At 70.8% G+C, this 21,658-nt stretch carries 22 protein-coding genes and 1 riboswitch; of the genes, 12 read left to right on the forward strand and 10 right to left on the reverse strand.

Annotated elements, in window-relative coordinates:
* Positions 1–1,101: metallophosphoesterase (locus BU197_RS08990; RefSeq protein ID WP_411158465.1), on the forward strand; the 1,101-nt coding region annotated here is incomplete at its 5' end.
* Between the two features lie 167 nt (positions 1,102–1,268).
* On the forward strand, positions 1,269–1,901 hold the full coding sequence (locus BU197_RS08995; RefSeq protein ID WP_188267712.1) for a hypothetical protein: 633 nt from the start codon (positions 1,269–1,271) through the stop codon (positions 1,899–1,901).
* Between the two features lie 80 nt (positions 1,902–1,981).
* On the opposite strand, the gene thiC is transcribed toward BU197_RS08995, so the two are convergent.
* A complete protein-coding gene (thiC, locus tag BU197_RS09000) occupies positions 1,982–3,766 on the reverse strand; it encodes a phosphomethylpyrimidine synthase ThiC (protein WP_188267713.1) in 1,785 nt (594 codons plus the stop codon).
* A riboswitch (TPP riboswitch) is annotated at positions 3,760–3,907 on the reverse strand. It overlaps the preceding gene by 7 nt.
* Positions 3,908–3,978: 71 nt before the next feature.
* Here thiC and BU197_RS09005 point away from each other — a divergent pair.
* The gene (locus tag BU197_RS09005) at positions 3,979–5,424 is read left to right on the forward strand and encodes a YibE/F family protein (RefSeq protein WP_188267714.1); all 1,446 of its coding nucleotides are present in this window, start codon (positions 3,979–3,981) and stop codon (positions 5,422–5,424) included.
* Between the two features lie 43 nt (positions 5,425–5,467).
* Here the strand turns inward: BU197_RS09005 and BU197_RS09010 are convergent, their stop codons facing one another.
* The 4 genes from BU197_RS09010 to BU197_RS09025 all read right to left on the reverse strand — a co-directional run bounded on the left by BU197_RS09010 (position 5,468) and on the right by BU197_RS09025 (position 7,775).
* Positions 5,468–5,911, reverse strand: coding sequence for an SsgA family sporulation/cell division regulator (locus tag BU197_RS09010; protein WP_188267749.1), 444 nt, complete (start codon positions 5,909–5,911; stop codon positions 5,468–5,470).
* Positions 5,912–6,047: 136 nt separating this feature from the next.
* Positions 6,048–6,785, reverse strand: coding sequence for an IclR family transcriptional regulator (locus tag BU197_RS09015; protein ID WP_411158466.1), 738 nt, complete (start codon positions 6,783–6,785; stop codon positions 6,048–6,050).
* Positions 6,786–7,077: 292 nt separating this feature from the next.
* Complete coding sequence (locus tag BU197_RS09020) at positions 7,078–7,293, reverse strand: DUF5326 family protein (protein ID WP_188267716.1); 216 nt, start codon at positions 7,291–7,293, stop codon at positions 7,078–7,080.
* 164 nt (positions 7,294–7,457) lie between these two features.
* Positions 7,458–7,775 (reverse strand): cupin domain-containing protein, encoded by a 318-nt coding sequence (locus BU197_RS09025; RefSeq protein WP_188267717.1) that lies wholly within the window; start codon positions 7,773–7,775, stop codon positions 7,458–7,460.
* Positions 7,776–7,826: 51 nt separating this feature from the next.
* Here BU197_RS09025 and BU197_RS09030 point away from each other — a divergent pair, with 51 nt between their 5' ends.
* The 5 genes from BU197_RS09030 (at position 7,827) to BU197_RS09050 (ending at position 11,512) form a co-directional block, all read left to right on the forward strand.
* Positions 7,827–8,216 (forward strand): phage holin family protein, encoded by a 390-nt coding sequence (locus BU197_RS09030; protein ID WP_188267718.1) that lies wholly within the window; start codon positions 7,827–7,829, stop codon positions 8,214–8,216.
* A 9-nt stretch (positions 8,217–8,225) separates the two neighbouring features.
* A complete protein-coding gene (locus BU197_RS09035; RefSeq protein WP_188267719.1) occupies positions 8,226–8,714 on the forward strand; it encodes a low molecular weight protein-tyrosine-phosphatase in 489 nt (162 codons plus the stop codon).
* Entirely contained in the window at positions 8,711–9,859 is a 1,149-nt protein-coding gene (locus tag BU197_RS09040; protein WP_188267720.1) for a cystathionine gamma-lyase, read from the forward strand. The genes BU197_RS09035 and BU197_RS09040 overlap by 4 nt, the downstream gene beginning before the upstream one ends.
* Before the next feature lie 241 nt (positions 9,860–10,100).
* The gene (locus BU197_RS09045; RefSeq protein WP_188267721.1) at positions 10,101–10,997 is read left to right on the forward strand and encodes a LysR family transcriptional regulator; all 897 of its coding nucleotides are present in this window, start codon (positions 10,101–10,103) and stop codon (positions 10,995–10,997) included.
* Positions 10,998–11,032: 35 nt separating this feature from the next.
* On the forward strand, positions 11,033–11,512 hold the full coding sequence (locus BU197_RS09050; RefSeq protein ID WP_188267722.1) for an NUDIX domain-containing protein: 480 nt from the start codon (positions 11,033–11,035) through the stop codon (positions 11,510–11,512).
* Here the strand turns inward: BU197_RS09050 and BU197_RS09055 are convergent.
* On the reverse strand, positions 11,455–12,867 hold the full coding sequence (locus BU197_RS09055) for a globin domain-containing protein (protein ID WP_223182536.1): 1,413 nt from the start codon (positions 12,865–12,867) through the stop codon (positions 11,455–11,457). The genes BU197_RS09050 and BU197_RS09055 overlap by 58 nt on opposite strands.
* 108 nt (positions 12,868–12,975) lie before the next feature.
* Positions 12,976–13,632 (reverse strand): HAD family hydrolase, encoded by a 657-nt coding sequence (locus BU197_RS09060; protein WP_188267751.1) that lies wholly within the window; start codon positions 13,630–13,632, stop codon positions 12,976–12,978.
* Between the two features lie 100 nt (positions 13,633–13,732).
* On the opposite strand from BU197_RS09060, the gene BU197_RS09065 reads away from it, so the two are divergent.
* The 3 genes from BU197_RS09065 (at position 13,733) to BU197_RS09075 (ending at position 15,857) form a co-directional block, all read left to right on the forward strand.
* Entirely contained in the window at positions 13,733–14,596 is an 864-nt protein-coding gene (locus BU197_RS09065) for a GNAT family N-acetyltransferase (protein ID WP_188267723.1), read from the forward strand.
* A gap of 218 nt (positions 14,597–14,814) precedes the next feature.
* Positions 14,815–15,273, forward strand: coding sequence for a MarR family winged helix-turn-helix transcriptional regulator (locus BU197_RS09070; protein ID WP_188267724.1), 459 nt, complete (start codon positions 14,815–14,817; stop codon positions 15,271–15,273).
* 131 nt (positions 15,274–15,404) lie between these two features.
* Entirely contained in the window at positions 15,405–15,857 is a 453-nt protein-coding gene (locus tag BU197_RS09075; RefSeq protein ID WP_188267725.1) for a GNAT family N-acetyltransferase, read from the forward strand.
* A gap of 111 nt (positions 15,858–15,968) precedes the next feature.
* On the opposite strand, the gene BU197_RS09080 is transcribed toward BU197_RS09075, so the two are convergent.
* From BU197_RS09080 to dnaB, 3 genes are all read right to left on the reverse strand, one after another.
* Positions 15,969–17,354 carry a serine hydrolase domain-containing protein gene (locus BU197_RS09080; protein WP_188267726.1) on the reverse strand — a complete coding sequence of 462 codons (1,386 nt, stop codon included), beginning with the start codon at positions 17,352–17,354 and terminating at the stop codon, positions 15,969–15,971.
* A 122-nt stretch (positions 17,355–17,476) separates the two neighbouring features.
* The gene (locus BU197_RS09085; protein ID WP_188267727.1) at positions 17,477–18,223 is read right to left on the reverse strand and encodes a phosphotransferase family protein; all 747 of its coding nucleotides are present in this window, start codon (positions 18,221–18,223) and stop codon (positions 17,477–17,479) included.
* 91 nt (positions 18,224–18,314) lie between these two features.
* Positions 18,315–19,796: a replicative DNA helicase gene (gene dnaB, locus BU197_RS09090; RefSeq protein ID WP_188267728.1), complete on the reverse strand. Its 1,482-nt coding sequence runs from the start codon at positions 19,794–19,796 to the stop codon at positions 18,315–18,317.
* Positions 19,797–20,219: 423 nt separating this feature from the next.
* Between dnaB and BU197_RS09095 the strand changes: the two genes are divergently transcribed.
* Positions 20,220–21,557 (forward strand): MATE family efflux transporter, encoded by a 1,338-nt coding sequence (locus BU197_RS09095; RefSeq protein ID WP_188267729.1) that lies wholly within the window; start codon positions 20,220–20,222, stop codon positions 21,555–21,557.
* Positions 21,558–21,658: the final 101 nt, after the last annotated feature.

The following is a 21,658-nucleotide window of genomic DNA, read 5'->3' on the forward strand; positions in this document are numbered from 1 at the left end:
CCGCCCGCCCCTCAGCCGACCGCGCCGACCCTCCTCCTCGGCCTGCGGACCCCGCCGACGGACCCCGCCCCGGCGGCTTCCGCCCCGGCCGCCCCAGCCGCCCCGGCCTTCGCCCCCGCCCCCGTCGCCGCCGGGCACCCCGGGGCCTTCCCCGAGGGCGAGTTCCCCGAGGGATACACGCCGACCGAGCGCGATCTGCCGGTCATCAACCGGGGCGACACCGTCCAGGTCCCCGTCGCCCCCGAGCCCTCCGCCGCCGCGCCCTCCCCCGCGAGCACCGAGGGGCCCGGCCCGCTCTATGTCGTCGGCGACGTCCACGGCTACCTCGACGAGCTGGTCGGCGCCCTGCGCGCGCAGGGCCTCATCGACGAGAACGGCGGCTGGTCCGCGGGGAACGCGCGTCTGTGGTTCCTCGGCGACTTCACCGACCGGGGTCCCGACGGCATCGGCGTCATCGACCTCGTCATGCGCCTCTCCGCCGAGGCGGCCGCCGCCGGCGGCTACTGCAAGGCCCTCATGGGCAACCACGAGCTGCTGCTCATCGGCGCCAAGCGCTTCGCCGACACGCCGGTGAACTCCGGCGCGGGCACCGCCACCTTCCAGGCCGCGTGGCTGCTCAACGGCGGCCAGAAGAACGACATGGACCGCCTCCAGGACGTGCACCTCCAGTGGATGTCCCGGCTCGACGCCGTGGTCCAGGAGGACGACCACCTCCTGCTGCACTCCGACACCACCGCGTACCTCGAATACGGCGAGACCATCGAGGACGTCAACGACACGGTCCACGAGATCCTCACCAGGAACGACGCCGACGAGGTCTGGGACCTCTTCAGGAAGTTCACCAAGCGCTTCGCCTTCCGCGACGAGGCCGGTCCGCTGGCCGTACGGGAGCTGCTCTCCACCTACGGCGGGCACCGGATCGTGCACGGCCACAGCCCCATCCCGTACCTCCTCGGCCAGGTCGGCACGGAGGACGGCGAGGACAGCGTGCCCGTCGTCGACGGACCGCACGTCTACGCCGACGGGCTCGCCATCGCGATGGACGGCGGAGTGACCATGGCCGGAAAGCTGCTGGTCGTCTCCCTCCCCCTGGACGACTGAGCGTCACCCCCCGCAGCCGGGCACAGCGATTTCCGGGAAGACCCTGTCCGCTTCCGGCATCCCGGCCCTACCATCGGTCCATCCTTGGCAGGCTCTCCTCCGTCTGCGTCCGACCAGCTGTTTCGTCATGGCCGGAGCCGCACCCGACGGAGCATCGGGGGACGCACATGAACGTGGCTCCGCACCTGCTGACCGAGGACCGCGCCGAGTACATGCGGCTCCTCGACGGCGCCCTTGACACGGCCCGCGCCCGTCCGGAAATCGACGGTGCCGGACCCCGGCTGACCCGCGTCCAGCTCCGCGCCCTCACGCTGAACGCGACCGCCCTGGTCACCAGCGCGGCCGCGAACGAGTACGAGCATTTCGTACGACTCCGCGCCGAGCACCGCGCGGTCCTCGGCAGCCGTCCCTCGGTCCCCGCCGACCGGTCGGAGCGCGGTGCGGGCGTCCTCGCCGTCCTCGGCGTCCTGGTGCCGATCCTCGCGGGCACGGCGGCCGTCGTCTTCCTCCTCGCAGGATCGATCCTGCACGCCCTGGCCCCGGCCGTGGTGTTCGGCTCGACGCTCCTCACCGCAGGGCTGGTCTTCGGGATCGTGGCCGCCGCCGGGCTGCTCTGCGCCGCCACCGGACTCCTGGTGACGGCGCTGCGGAACCGGCCGGTCGAGCCGGGCGGGACGCCGGACGACGAGCTGTCCCGCGCCCGGGAAGCCTGGCGTCTGGCCCTTCTGGAGCGCGGTATCCAGCCCTTCCTGCACGAGCTGCTGGCGGCCACCGCCGCGTCCGACACGCCGGACGCCTGAGACCGCCCGGCGCCGGGGCGGGACCTCCGACGGTGCCGGTACCGGTGCGGAACACCGGTACCGGCACCGCGCGCGAGGGCTCAGTCCGCCAGCGGCAGATACACCCGGTTGCCGCTCGCCGCGAACTCCTTGGACTTCGCGGCCATCCCGTCCTCGATCTCCTGGCGCGTGCCGCCGTGCTCCCGCCGGATGTCCTGCGAGATCTTCATCGAGCAGAACTTCGGACCGCACATGGAACAGAAGTGGGCGGTCTTCGCGGGCTCCGCCGGAAGCGTCTCGTCGTGGAACTCACGGGCGGTGTCCGGGTCGAGCGCCAGGTTGAACTGGTCCTCCCAGCGGAACTCGAACCGCGCGTCCGAGAGCGCGTCGTCCCACTCCTGCGCGCCCGGGTGCCCCTTGGCGAGGTCCGCCGCGTGCGCCGCGATCTTGTAGGTGATGACGCCGGTCTTCACGTCGTCCCGGTTCGGCAGGCCCAGGTGTTCCTTGGGTGTGACGTAGCAGAGCATCGCCGTGCCCCACCAGGCGATCATCGCCGCGCCGATGCCGGAGGTGATGTGGTCGTAGGCGGGCGCCACGTCCGTCGTCAGCGGGCCGAGCGTGTAGAACGGCGCCTCCTCGCAGATCTCCTGCTGGAGGTCGATGTTCTCCTTGATCTTGTGCATCGGGACGTGCCCGGGGCCCTCGATCATCGTCTGCACGTGGTGCCGCTTGGCGATCGTGTTCAGCTCGCCGAGCGTGCGCAGCTCGGCGAACTGCGCCTCGTCGTTGGCGTCCGCGATCGAGCCGGGGCGCAGTCCGTCGCCGAGCGAGTACGTGACGTCGTAGGCCGCGAGGATCTCGCACAACTCCTCGAAGTGCGTGTAGAGGAAGTTCTCCCGGTGGTGGGCGAGGCACCAGGCGGCCATGATCGAGCCGCCCCGCGAGACGATGCCGGTCTTGCGGCGGGCGGTGAGCGGCACGTACGGCAGGAGGACGCCCGCGTGCACGGTCATGTAGTCCACGCCCTGCTCGGCCTGTTCGACGACCGTGTCCTTGTAGATCTCCCAGCTCAGCTCCTCGGCCCTGCCGTCGACCTTCTCCAGGGCCTGGTAGAGCGGCACGGTGCCGATGGGCACGGGGGAGTTGCGCAGGACCCACTCGCGGGTGGTGTGGATATTGCGGCCGGTGGACAGGTCCATGACCGTGTCGGCGCCCCACTTGGTCGCCCAGGTCATCTTCTCCACCTCCTCCTCGATCGAGGAGGTGACGGCGGAGTTGCCGATGTTGGCGTTGACCTTCACCAGGAACCGCTTGCCGATGATCATCGGCTCGATCTCCGGGTGGTTGACGTTCGCCGGGAGCACCGCGCGGCCCGCCGCGATCTCCTCCCGTACGACCTCGGGGGAGACGTTCTCCCGGATCGCGACGTACTCCATCTCCGGGGTGATCTCGCCCCGGCGGGCGTACGCGAGCTGGGTCACGGCCCGGCCCTCGCGGCCCCGGCGGGGCAGCCGGGGGCGGCCGGGGAAGACGGCGTCGAGGTTCTTGAGTCCGCCGCCGCGCGGTGAGGTGTGCTTGATGCCGTCGTCCTCGGGGCGGACCGGGCGGCCCGCGTACTCCTCGGTGTCGCCGCGCCCGACGATCCAGTTCTCGCGCAGCGGCGGCAGGCCCCGGCGTACGTCGGTGTCGACGGTCGGGTCGGTGTACGGGCCGGACGTGTCGTAGAGCGTGACGTCCTTGCCGTTGGTGAGGTGCACCTGACGGACCGGCACCCGGAGGTCGGGGCGCGAGCCCTGGACGTACCCCTTGTGCCAGCCGGGCGTGCGCTCCGGCCCGTCGCTCTGGTTCTGGTCGGAGGCAGGCGTGCGTGCATCCTGAAGGGTCATGAGACCTGATCTCCCTACGCCGGCATTACCCGGTAACAGGTTCGGCGGTCGGCGCAGCCTTGTCCCGTACGTACATCAGTACGCGCGTACGGTGATCAGCGCCCTCTCAGCCCGGTGCTCCGAGCTCCCGCGTGTGCAAAGGTGTCACCACGCTAGCGCCATCCCGGGCGTGCTGAACAGTGGGCCCCCGCCGTTCTTGCGATGATCGGCCGGTGACTTCCCCCCACCAGACCCCCGAACCGCACGGCCCTGGGCACGGCCACGGGCACAGCCACAGCCATGGCCCCGCCATCCCGGTCTCCCGTCATCTGCGCAAGGTCATCGCCGCCGTCCTGATCCCCTTCGCCACCGCCGTCGTGGTCGGTCTGGCGGTCCTGTGGCCGGGCGGCACCCCGGCGCACGAGCGCACGGGGGTCGGTTTCGACCGGCAGACGGAGCAGGGCAAGGTGGTCTCCGTCCTGCGGGTGGACTGTGCGTCCGTGAACGCCGCGCAGGCGCCGCCCGGGGACGCCTCCGCCGGGGGGCGCGAGGCGGTCGGGTCCGGGCAGCGGGAGTGCGCGAAGGCGACGGTCGAGGTCACCAGCGGTCCGCAGAAGGGGCGGAGGTTCACCGAGATCGTGCAGCCGGACGCACCGCGTCAACTGCGCGAGGGCCAGGGCGTGGTGGTGGCGTACGCTCCCGAGGCCCCTCATGACCTTCAGTACTCGGTTACGGACGTGAACCGAAAGCTTCCGATCGCGCTGCTGGCCGGAATCTTTGCGGTCGCGGTCGTGCTGGTCGGCCGGCTGCGGGGCCTGATGGCGCTCGTCGCACTTGTCATCAGCTTCCTCGTGCTGACCTTCTTCATCCTTCCGGCGATCCTCCAGGGATCGAATCCGCTGGTCGTGGCGGTGGTCGGGTCGAGCGCGATCATGCTGGCCGCGCTCTATCTGTGCCATGGGCTCTCGGCCCGCACCTCGGTCGCGGTGCTGGGGACGCTGATCTCGCTGCTGCTCATCGGGCTGCTCGGGTCGCTCTTCATCGGCTGGGCTTCGCTCACCGGGAACACCGACGACAACACCGGTCTGATCCACGGTCTCTATCCGAACATCGACATGTCCGGTCTGCTGCTGGCCGGGATCATCATCGGATCGCTCGGTGTGCTCGACGATGTGACGGTCACCCAGACCTCCGCCGTGTGGGAGCTGCACCAGGCCGATCCGGGGATGGGGCCGCGCGCGCTCTACCGGGCGGGCATCCGGATCGGCCGGGACCACATCGCCTCGGTCGTGAACACGCTCGTGCTGGCGTACGCGGGCGCCGCACTCCCGCTGCTGCTGCTCTTCTCCATCGCGCAGAGCAGCATGGGCACGGTGGCCAACAGCGAGCTGGTCGCCGAGGAGATCGTCCGGACGCTCGTCGGGTCGATCGGTCTGGTCGCCTCCGTACCGCTGACCACGGCGCTCGCGGCACTGGTGGTCTCGGCCGACCGCGCGGACGCCGGAGGCACGAACGGCGGAGAACCGGACGGCGGGGGCACGGCTCGGGGCCGGGGCCGGGGCCGGGGACCGTCCGGGGGCCCGGGGGCGGGCCGGGGTCGTCGGGGAGCGGGCGCCCGGTCGGCCGGCGGTACGCGATCGGCGACCGGCACGCGGGGCGGCCACCGCCGCGCCGGATGAGAGGCGCGGGGCGGCGGGAACCGGCCCGTCGGGCGGGGGTGGGTCAGGCGGCCGGACCCGCGCTCTCTTCCGCCAGGATGCGACCGAGTGCGGCTTCCAGGTTGTCCTCGAAGTCGCCCAGGCTCCGTTCCTGACCGAGTGGGACCAACTTGTCCGTGCGGTCGAGGAAGGCGACCAGAGGCGGTGTGCTGGCGCGGAACAGTGCGCGGTCGGCCCCGACCTGGAGCCGGATGGAGACGTCCGAGAGGCCCTCGGGCTCCGTCGGGGCGATGTGCACATCGCCGTCCCCGCTCGGCCTGTTGATCCCGTCGAGCAGCAGCTCCCGGCCGAATGCCCAGGTCACCGGGGCGTCCCCGGGGAGGTGGAAGGTCATCCGCACCGCGTAGGGATCAGAGGTCTCGTACCGCAGTTCCACCGGGATTCTGAACGAGAGCTCCTCGGAGACGAGGAAGCTCATCAGGACCTCGGCCTGAACCGACTCTCGCATCATGTACCCCGCAGTAGATGAAGCAGTTGCGTAAACAGCTGCTGAAAGCTGTGACCGAAACGGCCAGGAATGATCCCCCGTAGCCCTCTTGACGCAATCGTGCTGTACGCGATACCAGATCACAAGGAGTGATTTTTCAGATACTGATAGAGAACGCGAGCGAGTTGAAGAGCTTTCCCATCTCCGTACGTAGCTGTTCGACTGCTGGGAGCAACCGTTCTTGCTGGTGAAACGGGAGTGAAATCGCCACAGCGGCCGCAGTGGAACCTACGGTCACAGGGATCGCGCCGCAGACCGTGCCGAGCGCATATTCCTGCCGCTCCACCAGGGGCTCCATTCGCTCCAAACCACCCAAACGCTCCAAAAGCAGGCGCTGATTACGCACCGTGTACGGAGTGAGGGCTTCCACCGGATGGCGGTCGAGGTGGTCTTGACGAGATTTCGGATCGAGTTGGCTCAGCAGGCACTGACCGATCGCGTGGGCGTGCGCCGTCTCGCGGAAGTCGGCCCACTCCTCCACTGCGGGGGAGGAGGGAGCGTCCGCGACGGCGACGACTTCGATCTCGCCCTCGGCGTAGACCGCGAAGTAGACCGGCACCCCGATCTCGTCCCGCCAGCGGGCGAGGGAGTCTTCGATCTTGATGCGACGATTCTGCACGGCTTCGCCACCGGCCAGCCGCACGGCGGCGCCCCCGAGGACGAACACACCCTTTTCCCGACGCAGATAGCCCTCGTGCGTCAGGGTGCGCAGCAGGTGGTACGTGGTGGGCAGCGGAAGCCCCGTCTCCCGGGCGAGCTGCTTGGCCGGGGCGCCGTCCGCATGGGAGGCGACAGCCTCCAGAAGCCTCAGCGCTCGCTGCACCGAGCCGATCAGGGTAGGCGCAGCCGACTGCGTATCCGTGGCCAAAGGTCACCCCCAGGCGTGACAACGGATGCACTGCACCCGCCCGCAGGGGCCGCCCCCGCGCGCCCGCCGGGCCTGGGAAACCGCCGGTCAGAACCGAGGTTTACGCCTGTAGTCACCAACGCGGCGGAGAGATTCCACTCTAGTGGCAGCGCGGGGGCGCGTGTCCTGATTCGACCGGCGCGTTCCCTCAGCCGGGCTAATGCGCCCCATCAGCCTCACCCTCCTCGGCGGCTCTGGGGCCCGTCACCGGGCGCCGGATCTACCAGTCCTCACGCGAACGGCCGGAACTGAACCTGCGCACGACGTAGATCAGCCCGGCGACGAGGGCCACGAAGAGCAGCACCTTGAAGACCAGACTGATCACGAAAGTGAGGACGCTGGTGATCAGTCCACCGAAGACGAGCAGGACGAGGGCCGGTATGGCGACCCACTTCACCCACCAGGGCATCCCCGCGAGAATCTGCTGCACGGCCATCGTCCTACCTCGCTCTCGAAGTCGTTCCGCGCACTCCGCGCCGAACACTCTCCAGGCTAGGGGCCGGAAGCGACCCGTGGGGACGCCGCAGCCCCCGCTCTCCCCTGATCCGACCCCTAGGGGCCGGACCCCTCGGAAGGCCGTACGTCTCAGGGTCCCGACGCTCAGCCCTCCGGCGGCGAGAAGACCACGAGGACCCGCAGATCCTCGCTGACGTGGTGGAACTTGTGCTCCACCCCGGCCGGCACATAGACCACACTGCCCCGTGCCACCTGGGTCGTCTCCGTCCCCACGGTGATCGACGCCCGGCCGCTGACGACGAAGTACACCTCGTCCTGCCGGTGCGGCTGCTGCGGATCCAGCTCCCCGGCGTCGAGCGCGTACAGGCCCACCGACATGTTCCGCTCCCGGAGGAACTGGAGATAGGCGCCCTGGTTCGCGGCGCGTTCCGCTTCCAGTTCATCCAGTCGGAATGCCTTCATCGCCTGTCAGCCCCTGCCCTCGGCCCGATCCTGTCTGCCACGATCAGACACATGATGAATTTCGTAGTCAAGACGCTCGCCAACGCGGGCGCCCTGGGAGTCGCCATCTGGCTGCTCCAGGGCATCACTCTGACAGGTGACGATCCCCATGCGAGCACCGGCGACAAGGCCCTGGCCCTCATCCTCGTCGCGGTGCTCTTCGGCCTGGTGAACTCCCTGGTCAAGCCGGTCGTCCAGCTTCTGACGTTTCCGCTCTTCATCCTGACCCTGGGCCTGATCACCCTCGTGGTCAACGCCCTGATGCTGCTCCTCACCTCGTGGCTGGCCGATGTGTTCGGCCTCAGCTTCCACGTGGAGGGCTTCTGGACCGCCGTCCTCGGCGGCCTGATCATCTCCGTCGTGTCCTGGGCGCTGAACGTCGCCCTCCCCGACGCCGACTGAGCGCCGCCCGTGACCTACCGCGTCTGCTTCGTCTGCACGGGCAACATCTGCCGCTCGCCGATGGCCGAGCACGTCTTCCGCCGGTACGTGGAGGACGCCGGTCTCGGCGACGCGGTCGAGATCGACAGCGCCGGAACCGGCGGCTGGCACGAGGGCGAACCCGCCGATCCCCGTACCGTCTCCGTCCTGGACGCGCACGGATACACCTCCGCGCACACCGCACGGCGCTTCCGGGCCTCCTGGTTCCCCGCCCTCGACCTGGTGGTCGCGCTCGACGAAGGACACCTCGGGGAGCTGCGCGCGCTCGCCCGCACCCCGGCGGAGGCCGCCCGGACACACCTGCTGCGCTCCTACGACCCGGCCGCCGGGGACCTCGACGTCCCCGACCCCTACTACGGCGGCCGCCAGGACTTCGAGCAGTGCCTTGAGATGGTGGAGGCCGCGAGCGACGGCCTGCTCACCGCCATCCGCCGAGAACTGGAGAACCGGACACCGTGAACCACCACCCCCTGGGCGACGGCACCCGCGCCGTGCGCGCCGGTCTTCCCGAGCCCGTGAAGTACGAGCCCACCCTGCCGGGCCCGGTCTTCGCCGCGCACTTCCACCTGCCGGGCGAGGCGACCGGGCCGTACACCTACGGCCGCGACTCCAACCCCACCTGGACCCATCTGGAGCAGGCGATCGGCGAGCTTGAGGCGCCGGGGGAACCGGACGTCGAGACGCTGGTCTTCGCCTCCGGCATGGCCGCGATCTCCGCCGTCCTCTTCTCCCAGCTGAAGGCGGGCGACACGGTCGTGATGCCGAGCGACGGCTACCAGGCCCTGCCGCTCCTCCACGAGCAGCTGAGGGCCTTCGGCGTCGAGGTCCGCACCGCGCCGACCGGCGGCGACGCCCAGCTCGACGTACTCGAAGGCGCCAGGCTGCTCTGGCTGGAGACCCCCTCCAACCCCGGGCTCGACGTCTGCGACATCCGCCGTCTGGTGCGCGAGGCGCACGCCGCGGGCGCGCTCGTCGCCGTCGACAACACCCTCGCCACCCCGCTCGGCCAGCGCCCGCTCGACCTGGGCGCGGACTTCTCCGTCGCCAGCGACACCAAGGGCATGACCGGCCACGGTGACGTCCTGCTCGGCCACGTCAGCTGCCGCGACCCCGAGCGCGCGGCGGAGGTGCGCCGCTGGCGCAAGGTCGTCGGCGCCATCCCCGGCCCCATGGAGGCCTGGATCGCCCACCGCTCGCTCGCCACGCTCCAGCTGCGGATCGACCGCCAGTGCGGCACGGCGCTCACGCTCGCGCGGGCGCTCGCCGAGCGCGACGACGTCAGCGGGCTGCGCTACCCCGGACTGCCCGACGACCCCTCCCACGCGATCGCCGCCCGGCAGATGCGCCGCTTCGGCTCCGTCGTCTCCTTCGAGCTGGCGGACCGGGAGCGGGCCGAGGCGTTCCTCGAAGCGCTGCGGCTCGTGGAGGACGCCACCAGCTTCGGCGGAGTGCGTTCCACGGCGGAGCGGCGCGGGCGCTGGGGCGGGGACGCCGTCGCGGAGGGCTTCATCCGCTTCTCCGTCGGCGCCGAGGACCCGGAGGACCTGATCGCCGACGTGCTGCGGGCCCTCGACGAGACCAGGGGCGGTACGAAGACCCTCTGAGCCTCGGCCCGCGCCCGACTCGGCCGGGCGCGGGGAACGGGGCGCTCCGAGCCTCCCCCCTCGTGGCTCGGAACGCCCCGGTTCCGGCGCGGAAACCGCTGGAACAAGGCTAATTGACTGTTCGTCAGTGTCCAATCACGGTAGCGACAGAGAGCTATCGACTTATTTATAGTTGGACGGTCCTGAGGCGCCGTCAGCCGACCGCCTGAGTCGAACGGCCCACGGCCGGGAGGGGACGGACATGGATCTGGCCCTGCTGCGCACATTCGTCACGGTGCACCGGGCCGGTTCCTTCACCCGCGCCGCCGCGCTCCTCGGACTCTCCCAGCCGGCCGTCACCAGCCAGATCCGGACCCTGGAACGGCAGCTCGGCCGGCCGCTCTTCCTCCGGCAGGCCCGCGGCGTCACCCCCACCACCGTCGGCGACGAACTCGCCCACCGGGCCGCCCCCCATCTCGACGCCCTGGCCGAGATCGCCGACACCGGTCTCGACCGGGACGGCGGCGTCCGCACCCTCCACCTCGCGGGCCCTCCCGAGTTCACCTCGCTCCGCGTCCTGCCCGCCCTCACCCCGCTGATCGGCCAGGGGCTCGCCTTGCGGGCGTCCTTCCCCGGCAACACGGAGGAGGTCCTCGACGGGCTCGCCGCCGGACACCACGACCTCGCCGTCGCCACCGCCCGGCCCCGGGGCGGGCTGCTCGTCGCCACCCCGCTCTGCGACGAGGAATACGTCCTGGTCGCCGCTCCCCGCTGGGCCGCCCGGCTCACCCCCGATCTCCTCCTCGCCAGGGGCGCGACCGCCCTGGAACAGCTGCCGGTGGTCGAAGTACACGAGTCGCTGCCGTTCCTCGCCCGCTACTGGGCGACCGTCTTCGAGACCAAGCCGGCGGTCGCCGCCACCGTCATCGCCCCCGACCTGCGCGCCGTACGCGACTCCGCCGCCTCCGGCGCGGGTCTCGCCGTCCTGCCCCGCTACCTCTGCGAGGACGCCCTGGCGCGGGGGCGGCTCGTCGCGCTCCTCGACCCCCCGGTCCCTCCGCTGCGGACCTACTTCCTCGTGGTGCGCACGGGCACGCTCGCCCTCGCGCCCCTCGCCCGCGCCCATGAGCACCTGCTGCGCGCCGCCACCGGGTGGTGAGTTTCAGGACAGCCCGTACGGGCCATTTTCTTCCCATGAACGAACGGCCCGTGATCAAGCGCACCGCACGCGCCATCCTCCTCGACGGGGACGACCTCGTCCTCATCAAGCGCACCAAGCCGGGGATGGATCCCTACTGGCTCACCCCCGGCGGCGGAGTGGAACCCACCGACGCCACCGTCGTCGGAGCCCTGCACCGGGAGGTCCACGAGGAACTCGGCGCCAAGATCACCGATGTGGTGCCCTGTTTCGTCGACACCGTCGAGCACATCGTCGACAACGGCGTCTCGGGCGTGAAGGTCCAGCACTTCTTCGTGTGCCGGCTCGACTCCATGGACCCCTCGCTGCGGCACGGACCCGAGATCGAGGAGCCCGTCGGCGAGTACGAGATCGTCCGGGTCCCCTTCAGCCGGGTCGGCATCGCCGCCGTCCATCTCGTCCCCCTCTCGCTGCGCCACTACCTCGACGGCAACATCGAGGGCGTCCGCGCCATGCACGCCCCCGACCTGGGCTGATCCACCGGGTCCAGCTCGGCGGGGAAGTCGTGCCGGATGCGCTCGACGGGGACGCCCGCGCCCCGCAGCACGTCCACGCCCCGCCGGACCATGCCGAGCGGACCCGCCAGATAGGCGTCCCGCTCCGCCCAGGAGCCGAAGCGTCCGATCGCCTCCGGAAGCCGCCCCTGCTCCTCGGTGACCGGATGGACCGAGAGCCAGGGGAAGGTCCTCTGGAGCCGCAGCAACGTCTCCATCGCGTAGAGATCGTGGCCGCTGCGCGCCCCGTAGAAGACGTCGACCGGACGCCGGTCCCCGTGCTCGGCGACATCCTCGACCAGGGCCTTGATCGGTGCGATCCCGGTGCCGCCGCCCAGACAGAGCAGACCCGTGTCCGTGCCGTGTTCGACCGTCATGGAACCGGCCGGCGGGCCCAGACGCAGGACGTCCCCAGGGCGGGCCCGGTGGACGAGGGCGTGGGACACCCAACCGGCCGGCACCGCCTTGACGTGCAGTGAGATCAGCCCGTCCGGCCGGGGGGCGGCCGCGAAGGAGTAGGGCCGCCTGATCCGCGGCCACCAAGGGGTCTCCACCGTCGTGTACTGCCCCGCCAGGAAGGGATACGGCTGATCGGGCCGGAGCGTGACGACGGCGACGTCCGGGGTGCGCAGCTCGTGCGAGACGACCTCACCCTGCCACCAGGCGGGCCCTCGCCGCTCGTCCTCCGCCGCCGCGTCGATCATGATCTGCGAGATCCGTGTGTACGTACGGACCCAGGCCGCCTCGGTCTCCCTGCCCCAGCTCTCCGTCGCGTACCGGGCGAGCGCCCCGATGAGCGCCTCCCCGAAGGCCGGGTAGTACGTGGCGTGGGCCCCGTACGCACGGTGTCTCCGGCCGAGGTTCCCCAGGTACGCGGTGAGCGCCGGGGTGTCGTCCAGCCGCTCCGCCATCGCGAGGAGGGCCTGGAGGAACCGGTCCCGCTGGGCGTCCATGGCCGCCGGGAACAACTCGCGGAGCCCGGGGTGCCGGATGAAGAGCAGGGCGTAGAAGTACGAGGTCATCGCGTCGGCGACCGGGGCGATCTCGGCCAGGGAGCGGCGGACGAGGAGCGTGTCGACGGACGCCCCGGGGAAGCCGCAGCCTTCCTCCGGGGTACCGCTTCCGTCCGCCGGAGTCCCGCTCGCGCCCGCCAGGGTGCCACTGCCGCCCGTCGGGGTCCCGCTCCCGCCCGCCAGAGCCCCGCTTCCGCCCGCCGGAGTACCGCTCTCGCCCGTCGGGGCGGTGTCCGGCGTGTCCTGTGCCTGTCTCCGGCGGGTGTCCGTCGCCCCGAGGCCGTCCGCGGCCTCCGCTGCCCTGGTGGTGGTCGGAGCGTCCATCTTCTGCCTCGCCCTCGCGCTGGCCGGCTTCCGTGCTCGAAGCATGGGCCTGCGGGGGCCGCCCCGGACGGAAAGCGGCGTTCCCGGGCCAGAGGGCGGGGATTCTGGTTAAGCTGCGCGGATTTGGACCAGGGCATAGGCCTCGCGCAGATCCCCGCCCGTATAGCTGTGGCGGGCGAGCCCCGCAAGATGGTGGTCCGCGTTCACCGCCACGGTCTCCGGGACGGTCGCGAAGAGTTCCGCGTCGGACATCGAGTCCCCGTAGGCGACGCAGTCGGCCGCGGCCACGCCGTACCGCGCGCAGAGACCCCGGGCGATCCGTACCTTCGCCCGTGCGTCGAGGATGTGCGGACGGTGGATCTGCTCCGTGAAGGGCAGGACGGGCCAGCGTGAACCATGCGCCGTGTCGACTCCCCAGTCGAGCAGCCGCTCGACGAAGAAGTCGGGCGAGAGGGTGATCACCGCACAGTGGTCGCCTCGCTCTCGGATATCCGCCCAGACCTCACGGATACCGCCGAGCCAGGGCGCCCCCTCGAAGGCGGCGGCGACGTGGTCCACGGTGAGATCGGCCCAGAGATTACGCGCCTGGACGGCGAACTCGTCCGAAGTGAGCCCGCGCTGGAGGAAGCCCTCCTCCAGCGCGGCGATCTCCTTGACGAGACCGAGCTGCCGGGAGATCTCCACGGCGGCGGCCGAGCCCCGGATCAGGGTGCCGTCGAGGTCGAAGAGATGGAGGCGAGGCTTTCGCGGTTTCACGTGAAACATGTTCCTCACGCCATGGGATGGAAGCAACGCCTCCTCGGATACCGGCCGGTTCCGCTAAAGCGGTGGACGAAAGATCACTTCGTCGGAGAGCCTGGAGGGTATGCCGATCTCCCCCTCCGCCCTCGCGCAGCTCCCCGTCCGGCACCTCACCCCGAACGACCTCCTCGTCTGCGCCGACCTCTCGGAGGACCGCGGCTGGCTACGCGAGGAGCACAAGTGGGGACTGCTCCTCACCGCGGGCACCGGGTACGGCATCGACGCCCCCGACGGCTCCGGTCTGGCCGCCTGCTGCGTCATCACCCCGTACGGCCCCGAGCTGTCGGCACTCGGCATGATGCTGGTCGCGGAGCGGTACGCACGCCAAGGGGTGGGACGCCGACTCGTTCAGCACGTTCTGGAGGAGACCGGGGACACCCCGGTCACCCTGTACGCGACGCCGAACGGGCAGCCCCTCTACGAGCAGTTCGACTTCAACGAGATCGGCCGGGCGGAGATGGTCCTCGGCCAGTTCACCTTCAGCGAGCCCGCTCCCGCCGTCGCGGTCCGCGCGGCGACGGCGGACGACCTCCCCGCGATCCTCCGTCTCGACCACGAGGTCTTCGGCATCGACCGGACGCACATCATCACCCGGCTTCCCGCGTTCGCGGACCACCTCCGGGTCGCGGAGGAGAACGGCCGGATCACCGGCTTCGCCGCGATCTGGCCGAACATGGACACCCATGTCGTCGGGCCGCTGATCGCCCAGGACCCGGACACCGCCAAGGCGCTGATCGCCTCGCTCGCGACCGCGACCGACCGGCCGCTCCGCACGGACGTCGACGTGCGCCACACCTCGCTCCTTGAGTGGCTGAAGGGGAACGGCGTCAGCTCGATCTTCACCACCTCGGTGATGGTCCGCGGTCTCCCCGACCTTCCCGGCGACCTCCTCCGCCGCTTCGCACCGCTGACGGTCGCCGCCGGGTAGTCCCGGGTTCGCACCACCGACGGTCACGGCCGGGCCCGGCCCTCCTGGGCCTGGCCCCACCCGGTCCGGCCTGGCCCCACCCGGTCCGGTCCGGGCCGGTCCGAGTCGGTCCGGGCCGACTCGGACCCGCAGATTACTTGCACACGCCCACTATTGCGCTTCATCGTCTACCCTTGGCCAGAAGGCCGTACCGGCGCCGAGGAGACCGAGGAGAGGCCATGACCCCGACGGACCCCGCCCTCACCGCGCTGTCCCAGCGATGGTGCGCCCTGACCCTGCTGCACGGCAGGATCGAGTCGCACCTGGAGCGCGCCCTGGAGAGCCGCCACGGTCTGAGCGTGCGGGAGTACTCGCTTCTCTCCGTCCTCAGCCGCCAGCACAACGGCCCCGGCGGGCACCTCCAGATGAAGCAGGTCGCCGACGCGGTCGTCCTCAGCCAGAGCGCCACCACGCGGCTCGTCACCCGGCTCGAAGACCGGGGACTGCTCACCCGGTACCTCTGCACCACCGACCGGCGCGGCATCTACACGGACGTCACCGAGGCCGGTCAGAAACTTCTGGACGAGGCCCGTCCCACCAACGACCGCGCGCTCCGCGAAGCCCTCGACGAGGCATCGAAGAACCCGGAGCTGGCCCCGCTGGTCCAGGTCGTGGAAGGCCAGACCGTCACCGCGTGACGGAAGACGGCACCCGGCCCGACCGGCCCACGCGCCCCGCGACCGCCTCGCGGCCTTCCCGGGACGGCCGGGCACAGGCGGCTCCCGCGTAAGGCGGACCACGACGGGGCCTCCGGCATACGCTGCCGGGCATGAGCGATTTCGAGATAAGGCCCGCCGCCAAGAACGACGTCCCCGCCATTGTCGCGATGCTCGCCGACGACGCGCTGGGCAACCAGCGCGAGTCCCCTGACGATCTCAGCCCGTACCTGGCCGCCTTCGACGTCCTCGCGAGCGATCCCCACCAGAACCTCGTCGTGGCCGTCCGCGAGGGCAAGGTCGTCGGGACCCTCCAGCTGACCGTGATCCCCGGGCTCTCCCGCCGGGGCACCGTCCGCTCCGTCATCGAAGCCGTCCGCGTCCACGCCGAGGAGCGTGGCAACGGCCTCGGGACCCGGCTCATCGAGTGGGCCGTCGAGGAGTCCGAACGCCGGGGCTGCCGACTCGTCCAGCTGACCTCGGACGTCAAGCGCGCGGACGCCCACCGTTTCTACGAGCGGCTCGGCTTCGTGGCCTCCCACGTGGGCTTCAAGAAGAGTCTCTGAGCGGGCCCGACGGGGCCGGGCCCGCTCAGAGGGGCCGGAGAAGGCGAGCCCCTCGGTCCTCCGGCATGGGTGGGGTGGTCCGTTTCACGTGAAACGGACCACCCCACCACCTCACAGACCGCGCCAGCCCGCCTCGTCCACTCCGCCCGGCACCACGTCCGCCGGTGCGTACGGCTCCCGGGTGAAGACGAACGACGCCAGGTCGAGATGGCTCACGCTGCCGTCGGGACGCCGTACGGCCCGCAGGGTCTCCCCCTCGTAGTAGCCGTTGAGCCCGACCCAGCCGGTGCCGTCGGGCAGTGCCCGGAAGGCAGCCCGGCGCCCGGCGCCCTTCAGCGGTTCGAGCACCACGCTCCGGCCGGGTCCGACCCTGAGGCCATAGGCGTAAGTGCCCCAGTACCAGGGCCCGGTCAGAGCGAGCAGTTCCTCGTCGACCGCACCCTCGGGAAGCGGGCGCCAGGGCTCGGGGAAGCGCGGCTCGGCCTCCGCCACGATCCGGACGAGATCGGTGGCCACGGCCCCCGTCAGAGGCCCCGATGTGGCATTGGCGAGGGCGACCCCCGCGAGACCGTCCTCCACACTCACCCACAGGGCGGCGACGAAGCCGGGCAGCGAACCGCTGTGACCGATGAAGTTCCGGCCGTCCCTGCGCAGCAGCTGAAGGCCGAGCCCGTAGCCGCCTTCCCACTCGCCCTCGCCTGCGGGAGCGGCCGGAGCCCTCATCTCCTGGAGGGAGGAGAGCGCCAGGACCCGCTCGTCACCGGCGGCGAGGAACCCGGCGAACCGGGCCAGGTCCGCCGCCGTCGACCAGAGCTGTCCGGCCGGTGCCATGAGCCCCAGATCCTGGGACGGCTCGGGGAGCATCACATCGGCCCAGGGGTGCACGGCCCAGCCGCCCGCGTGCGGGGCGACCGGCTCCGGAGTCGTCCGGTCCATCCCCAGCGGCTCCAGGATCTCGCTGCGCAGCACCTGGGCCCAGGCCGCTCCGCGTACGGCCTCGATCAGCGAACCGAGCAGGGTGTAGCCCGGGTTGGAGTAGTGGTGGCGCCGTCCCGGCGTCCTCAGGAAGGGCTCCTCTCCCAGGACGTCGGCGAGTGCGGGCCGCAGCTCGGCCGAGGACCGCTCCCACCAGGCACCGGGCGTCTCGGCGCCGAGCCCGCCGCTGTGGCCGAGCAGCTGAGCGATCGTCACCTCGCCGACGCCCGTCCCCGGGAGGTGCCGCTCCAGCGGATCGTCGAGACCAAGGAGCCCCTCGTCACGCAGCCGCATCACCAGAACGGCGGTGAACACCTTGGTGATGGACCCGATCCTGAACTGAGTGTCCGCGTCCGGCGCGTGCCCGTCCACACAGCTCCGGGACCCGCTCCACACCAGCGCTCCGTCCCGCACCAGGGCCCCCACGAAGGAGGGCGCCCGCCCCTCCGCCTGCGCGACGGCGACCCGATGGGCCAAGGCCCGCTCGGTCCCTGCCAACAGTCCGTCAAAAGAAGTCGTCATCACCCCATCCAACTCCATACCCCGTCCAATGACCCGGTCCGGGGCGAAAAGTCCCCGCGCCTCGCCCGGCACGGATCCGGCCTGGTCACGGAGCACCATGGGGGCGGTCGGGCCTGCGCGGCTCACATCCGGGATCTCAGTACGTCGACCTCACAGCCCGGTGCGAAGGGGTCGAAGCCGTGCTCGACCAGCCAGCGGACCGCCAGCAGGCAGCGCAGCGACCACCACGCGTGGATCACGTCGAGGTCGGTGTCGGTGCCGTAGCCCGCGATGACGTCGTCGAGGTGCTCCTCGTGTCCGAGCGTGAAGGTGGCGAGGTCGTACAGGGCGTCGCCCCGGCCCGCCTCTGACCAGTCGATGATTCCCGTGACCTCGTCGCCTTCGACGAAGACGTGTGCGATCTGCAAGTCGCCGTGGGTGAACGCCGGAGCCCATGGCCGGAGCGCCGCCTCGGCGACCCGGCGGTTGCGGGTGACCAGGTCGGCGGGCAGGACGCCGTCCGTCACGAGCGACGCGCACTCCTCGTCGAGTTCCGCCGCCAGCGCGGCGACGCTCCGCCCGGCCCGCCCCGGCCGGGACGGCGGCGGCGCGTCGTGCAGCCTCCGGATGGCGGCGCCCGCAGCCGCCCACGCCTCCGGCGACCCGGTCGACGGCCCGCCGAGACGCCCGAGCGGCGTCCCCGGGAGGGCGGCGATCGCGAGCACGGGCGGCTCACGCCACAGGATCTCCGGCGTCGGGACCGGCGCCAGGGACATCGCCTCGACCTCGATGTCCACGCGCGCCTGATCGGCGTCGACCTTCAGGAACACGTCGCCGACGCGCAGAGTCGCACGCTCGGAATGGGCGACGACGACTTCGACCTCATCCATGGGCGCCCACTATCCCGGGGACGACCACCGATGTCGCCGGGTTTTCGGCTGCGCGGACGACACGGGACGGGAGACCCCGCAGGTCAGCCCGTCACGTCTGCGCCATGTCCACGAAGCGGGAGTAGTGGCCCTGGAAGGCGACCGTGATCGTGGCCGTCGGGCCGTTTCGGTGCTTGCCCACGATGATGTCGGCCTCGCCCGCGCGCGGGGACTCCTTCTCGTACGCGTCCTCGCGGTGGAGCAGGATCACCATGTCGGCGTCCTGCTCGATCGATCCGGATTCACGCAGGTCGGAGACCATCGGCTTCTTGTCGGTGCGCTGTTCGGGGCCACGGTTCAGCTGGGAGAGCGCGATCACCGGCAGCTCCAGCTCCTTGGCCAGCAGCTTCAGGTTTCGCGACATGTCGGAGACCTCCTGCTGACGGCTCTCCTGCCGCTTCGAGCCACCCGACTGCATCAGCTGGAGGTAGTCGATGATGACCAGCTTGAGCCCGTTGCGCTGCTTGAGCCGGCGGCACTTCGCGCGGATCTCCATCATCGACAGGTTCGGGGAGTCGTCGATGTAGAGCGGCGCCTGCGAGACGTCCGGCATCCGGCGGGCGAGCCGCGTCCAGTCCTCGTCGGTCATCGTGCCGGAGCGCATGTGGTGCAGCGCCACCCGCGCCTCGGCCGAGAGCAGACGCATCGCGATCTCGTTGCGGCCCATTTCGAGGGAGAAGATGACGCTGGGCAGGTTGTGCTTGATCGAAGCCGCCCGCGCGAAGTCCAGGGCGAGCGTCGACTTACCCATGGCGGGACGGGCCGCGATGATGATCATCTGGCCGGGGTGGAGACCGTTGGTGAGCGAGTCGAGATCGGTGAAGCCGGTCGGCACGCCCGTCATCTCGCCGCTGCGGGAGCCGATCGCCTCGATCTCGTCGAGCGCCCCCTCCATGATGTCGCCGAGCGGCAGGTAGTCCTCTGTGGTGCGCTGCTCGGTCACCGCGTAGATCTCGGCCTGGGCCGAGTTCACGATCTCGTCGACGTCTCCGTCGGCCGCGTATCCCATCTGCGTGATCTTGGTACCGGCCTCCACCAGGCGGCGCAGCACCGCCCGCTCGTGGACGATCTCCGCGTAGTACGAGGCGTTCGCCGCCGTCGGCACCGACTGGACCAGGGTGTGCAGATACGAGGCTCCGCCGACCCGGGTGATCTCCCCGCGTTTGGTCAGCTCGGCGCCGACCGTGATCGGGTCGGCCGGCTCACCCTTCGCGTAGAGGTCGAGGATCGCCGCGTAGACGGTCTCGTGCGCGGGCTTGTAGAAGTCGTGGCCCTTGATGATCTCCACGACGTCCGCGATGGCGTCCTTGGAGAGCAGCATGCCGCCGAGGACGGACTGCTCGGCGTCCAGGTCCTGCGGGGGCACGCGCTCGAAACCGGAGAGCCCGCCGTCCCAGGGACCGTCTCCGCCGCGCTCGTGCTGGTCGTCCCGTCCACGGCCACGCCCCCGTCCCTCGCCTCGGGTACGGGTGGGCAGCCGGTCGCTCGGTCCGCTGTCGGCCCAGGGGTCGTCCATCGGCTCGGGAACGCTCACCAAGCACCTCTTCCCGTCCGCTCCGCGGACCTCGCCATGCCACTCTTTCCTAACGCCACGCCTTGATCAACGAGTGGCTTCGCGACCGCTTCTGGCGCGTCGGGCGCCGGACCACGGTAGGCCCGCGAGAGGGTTCAGCCAATCTGGTTATCCACAGGCCCTGTGGGCGAAGGCCCCAATGCTGTGGAGAACTCCCCGGATCCTGTGCACGGAGCGGGGGACAGCCATGTGGACAAACTCATAGGATCGTCGCCTCCACCACGCTGACCTGCAAGTTTTCCATCCACCGGCTGTGGGGGAGAAAAACTTTCCCAGCTGGCTCAAGATCAGAACAAACGGCCCACACCTGAAGCCCCTCGCCCTCCACAAGTAAGAGGCAAAGAAGCATTGCAGCTCTTACCTGTGGAAGATTAGATTGAGCCCATGACCCAGGCCCCCGCGACCTCCCGAGCCGTCCGTCGGCAGCATGACCGCGAGATCGTCTCTCTCGCCCTGCCCGCGTTCGGCGCCCTCGTCGCCGAGCCCCTCTTCCTCATGGCCGACAGCGCCATCGTCGGACACCTCGGCACGCCGCAGCTCGCGGGTCTCGCCATCGCCGCCGCCCTGCTCTCCACCGCCGTCAGCGTCTTCGTCTTCCTCGCCTACGCCACCACCGCGGCCGTCTCCCGACGCGTCGGCGCGGGCGATCTCCCGGCGGCCATCCGACAGGGCATGGACGGCATCTGGCTCGCCCTGATCCTCGGTGCCGCCGTCGTGGCGCTGACCCTCCCCACGACCCCCTGGCTCGTCGATCTCTTCGGAGCCTCCGACACCGCCGCCCCCTACGCGGCCACCTACCTCAGGATCTCCAGCCTCGGCATCCCGGCGATGCTGGTCGTCCTGGCCGCCACCGGCGTCCTGCGTGGCCTCCAGAACACCCGTACCCCGCTCTACGTGGCCATCGGCGGCTTCGCGGCCAACGGCGCTCTCAACATCGGCCTGGTCTACGGGGCGGGTCTCGGCATCGCGGGCTCCGCCTGGGGCACCGTCATCGCCCAGTACGGCATGGCCGTCGTCTACCTCACCGTGGTCGTCCGGGGCGCCCGGCGTCATGGCGCCTCCCTCCGTCCCGACGCGGCAGGCATTCGCGCCTCCGCGCAGGCGGGTGTCCCCCTGCTGGTCCGTACGCTCTCGCTCCGCGCGGTCCTGATGATCGCCACGGCGGTCGCCGCACGCATGGGGGACGTCGAGGTCGCCGCGCACCAGATCATCCTGTCCCTGTGGAGCCTGATGGCCTTCGCGCTCGACGCGATCGCCATCGCGGGCCAGGCCATCATCGGGCGGTACCTCGGCGCGGACGACGGCGACGGCGCCCGTCAGGTCTGCCGCCGCATGGTCCAGTGGGGCGTCGTCTCCGGTGTAGTCCTCGGCGCACTGCTCATCCTGACGCGTCCCCTGTTCGTACCGCTCTTCACCGGAGACACCACCGTCCAGGACACCCTGCTCCCGGCTCTGCTCGTGGTCGCGGTCTCGCAGCCGGTCTCCGGCGTGGTCTTCGTCCTCGACGGCGTGCTGATGGGCGCGGGCGACGGTCCTTATCTGGCCTGGGCCATGCTGCTGACCCTGGCCGTCTTCGCCCCGGTCGCCCTGCTGGTCCCCGTGCTCGGCGGCGGACTGACCGCGCTCTGGTGGGCGATGACCCTGATGATGACGGTCCGCATGGCGACGCTCTGGGGACGTGCCCGCTCCGGCCGCTGGATCGTCACGGGCGCCAGCCGCTGACCGTTTCACGTGAAACGGGGGTGGGGTGTTTCACGTGAAACGGCCCACCGCGTTTCACGTGAAACGGCCCACCGCAGGGCATCGTCCGGACCTCGAAGAAG

The organism is Streptomyces sp. CBMA291, assembly GCF_014596525.1.
In the GTDB taxonomy this organism is placed as follows: domain Bacteria; phylum Actinomycetota; class Actinomycetes; order Streptomycetales; family Streptomycetaceae; genus Streptomyces.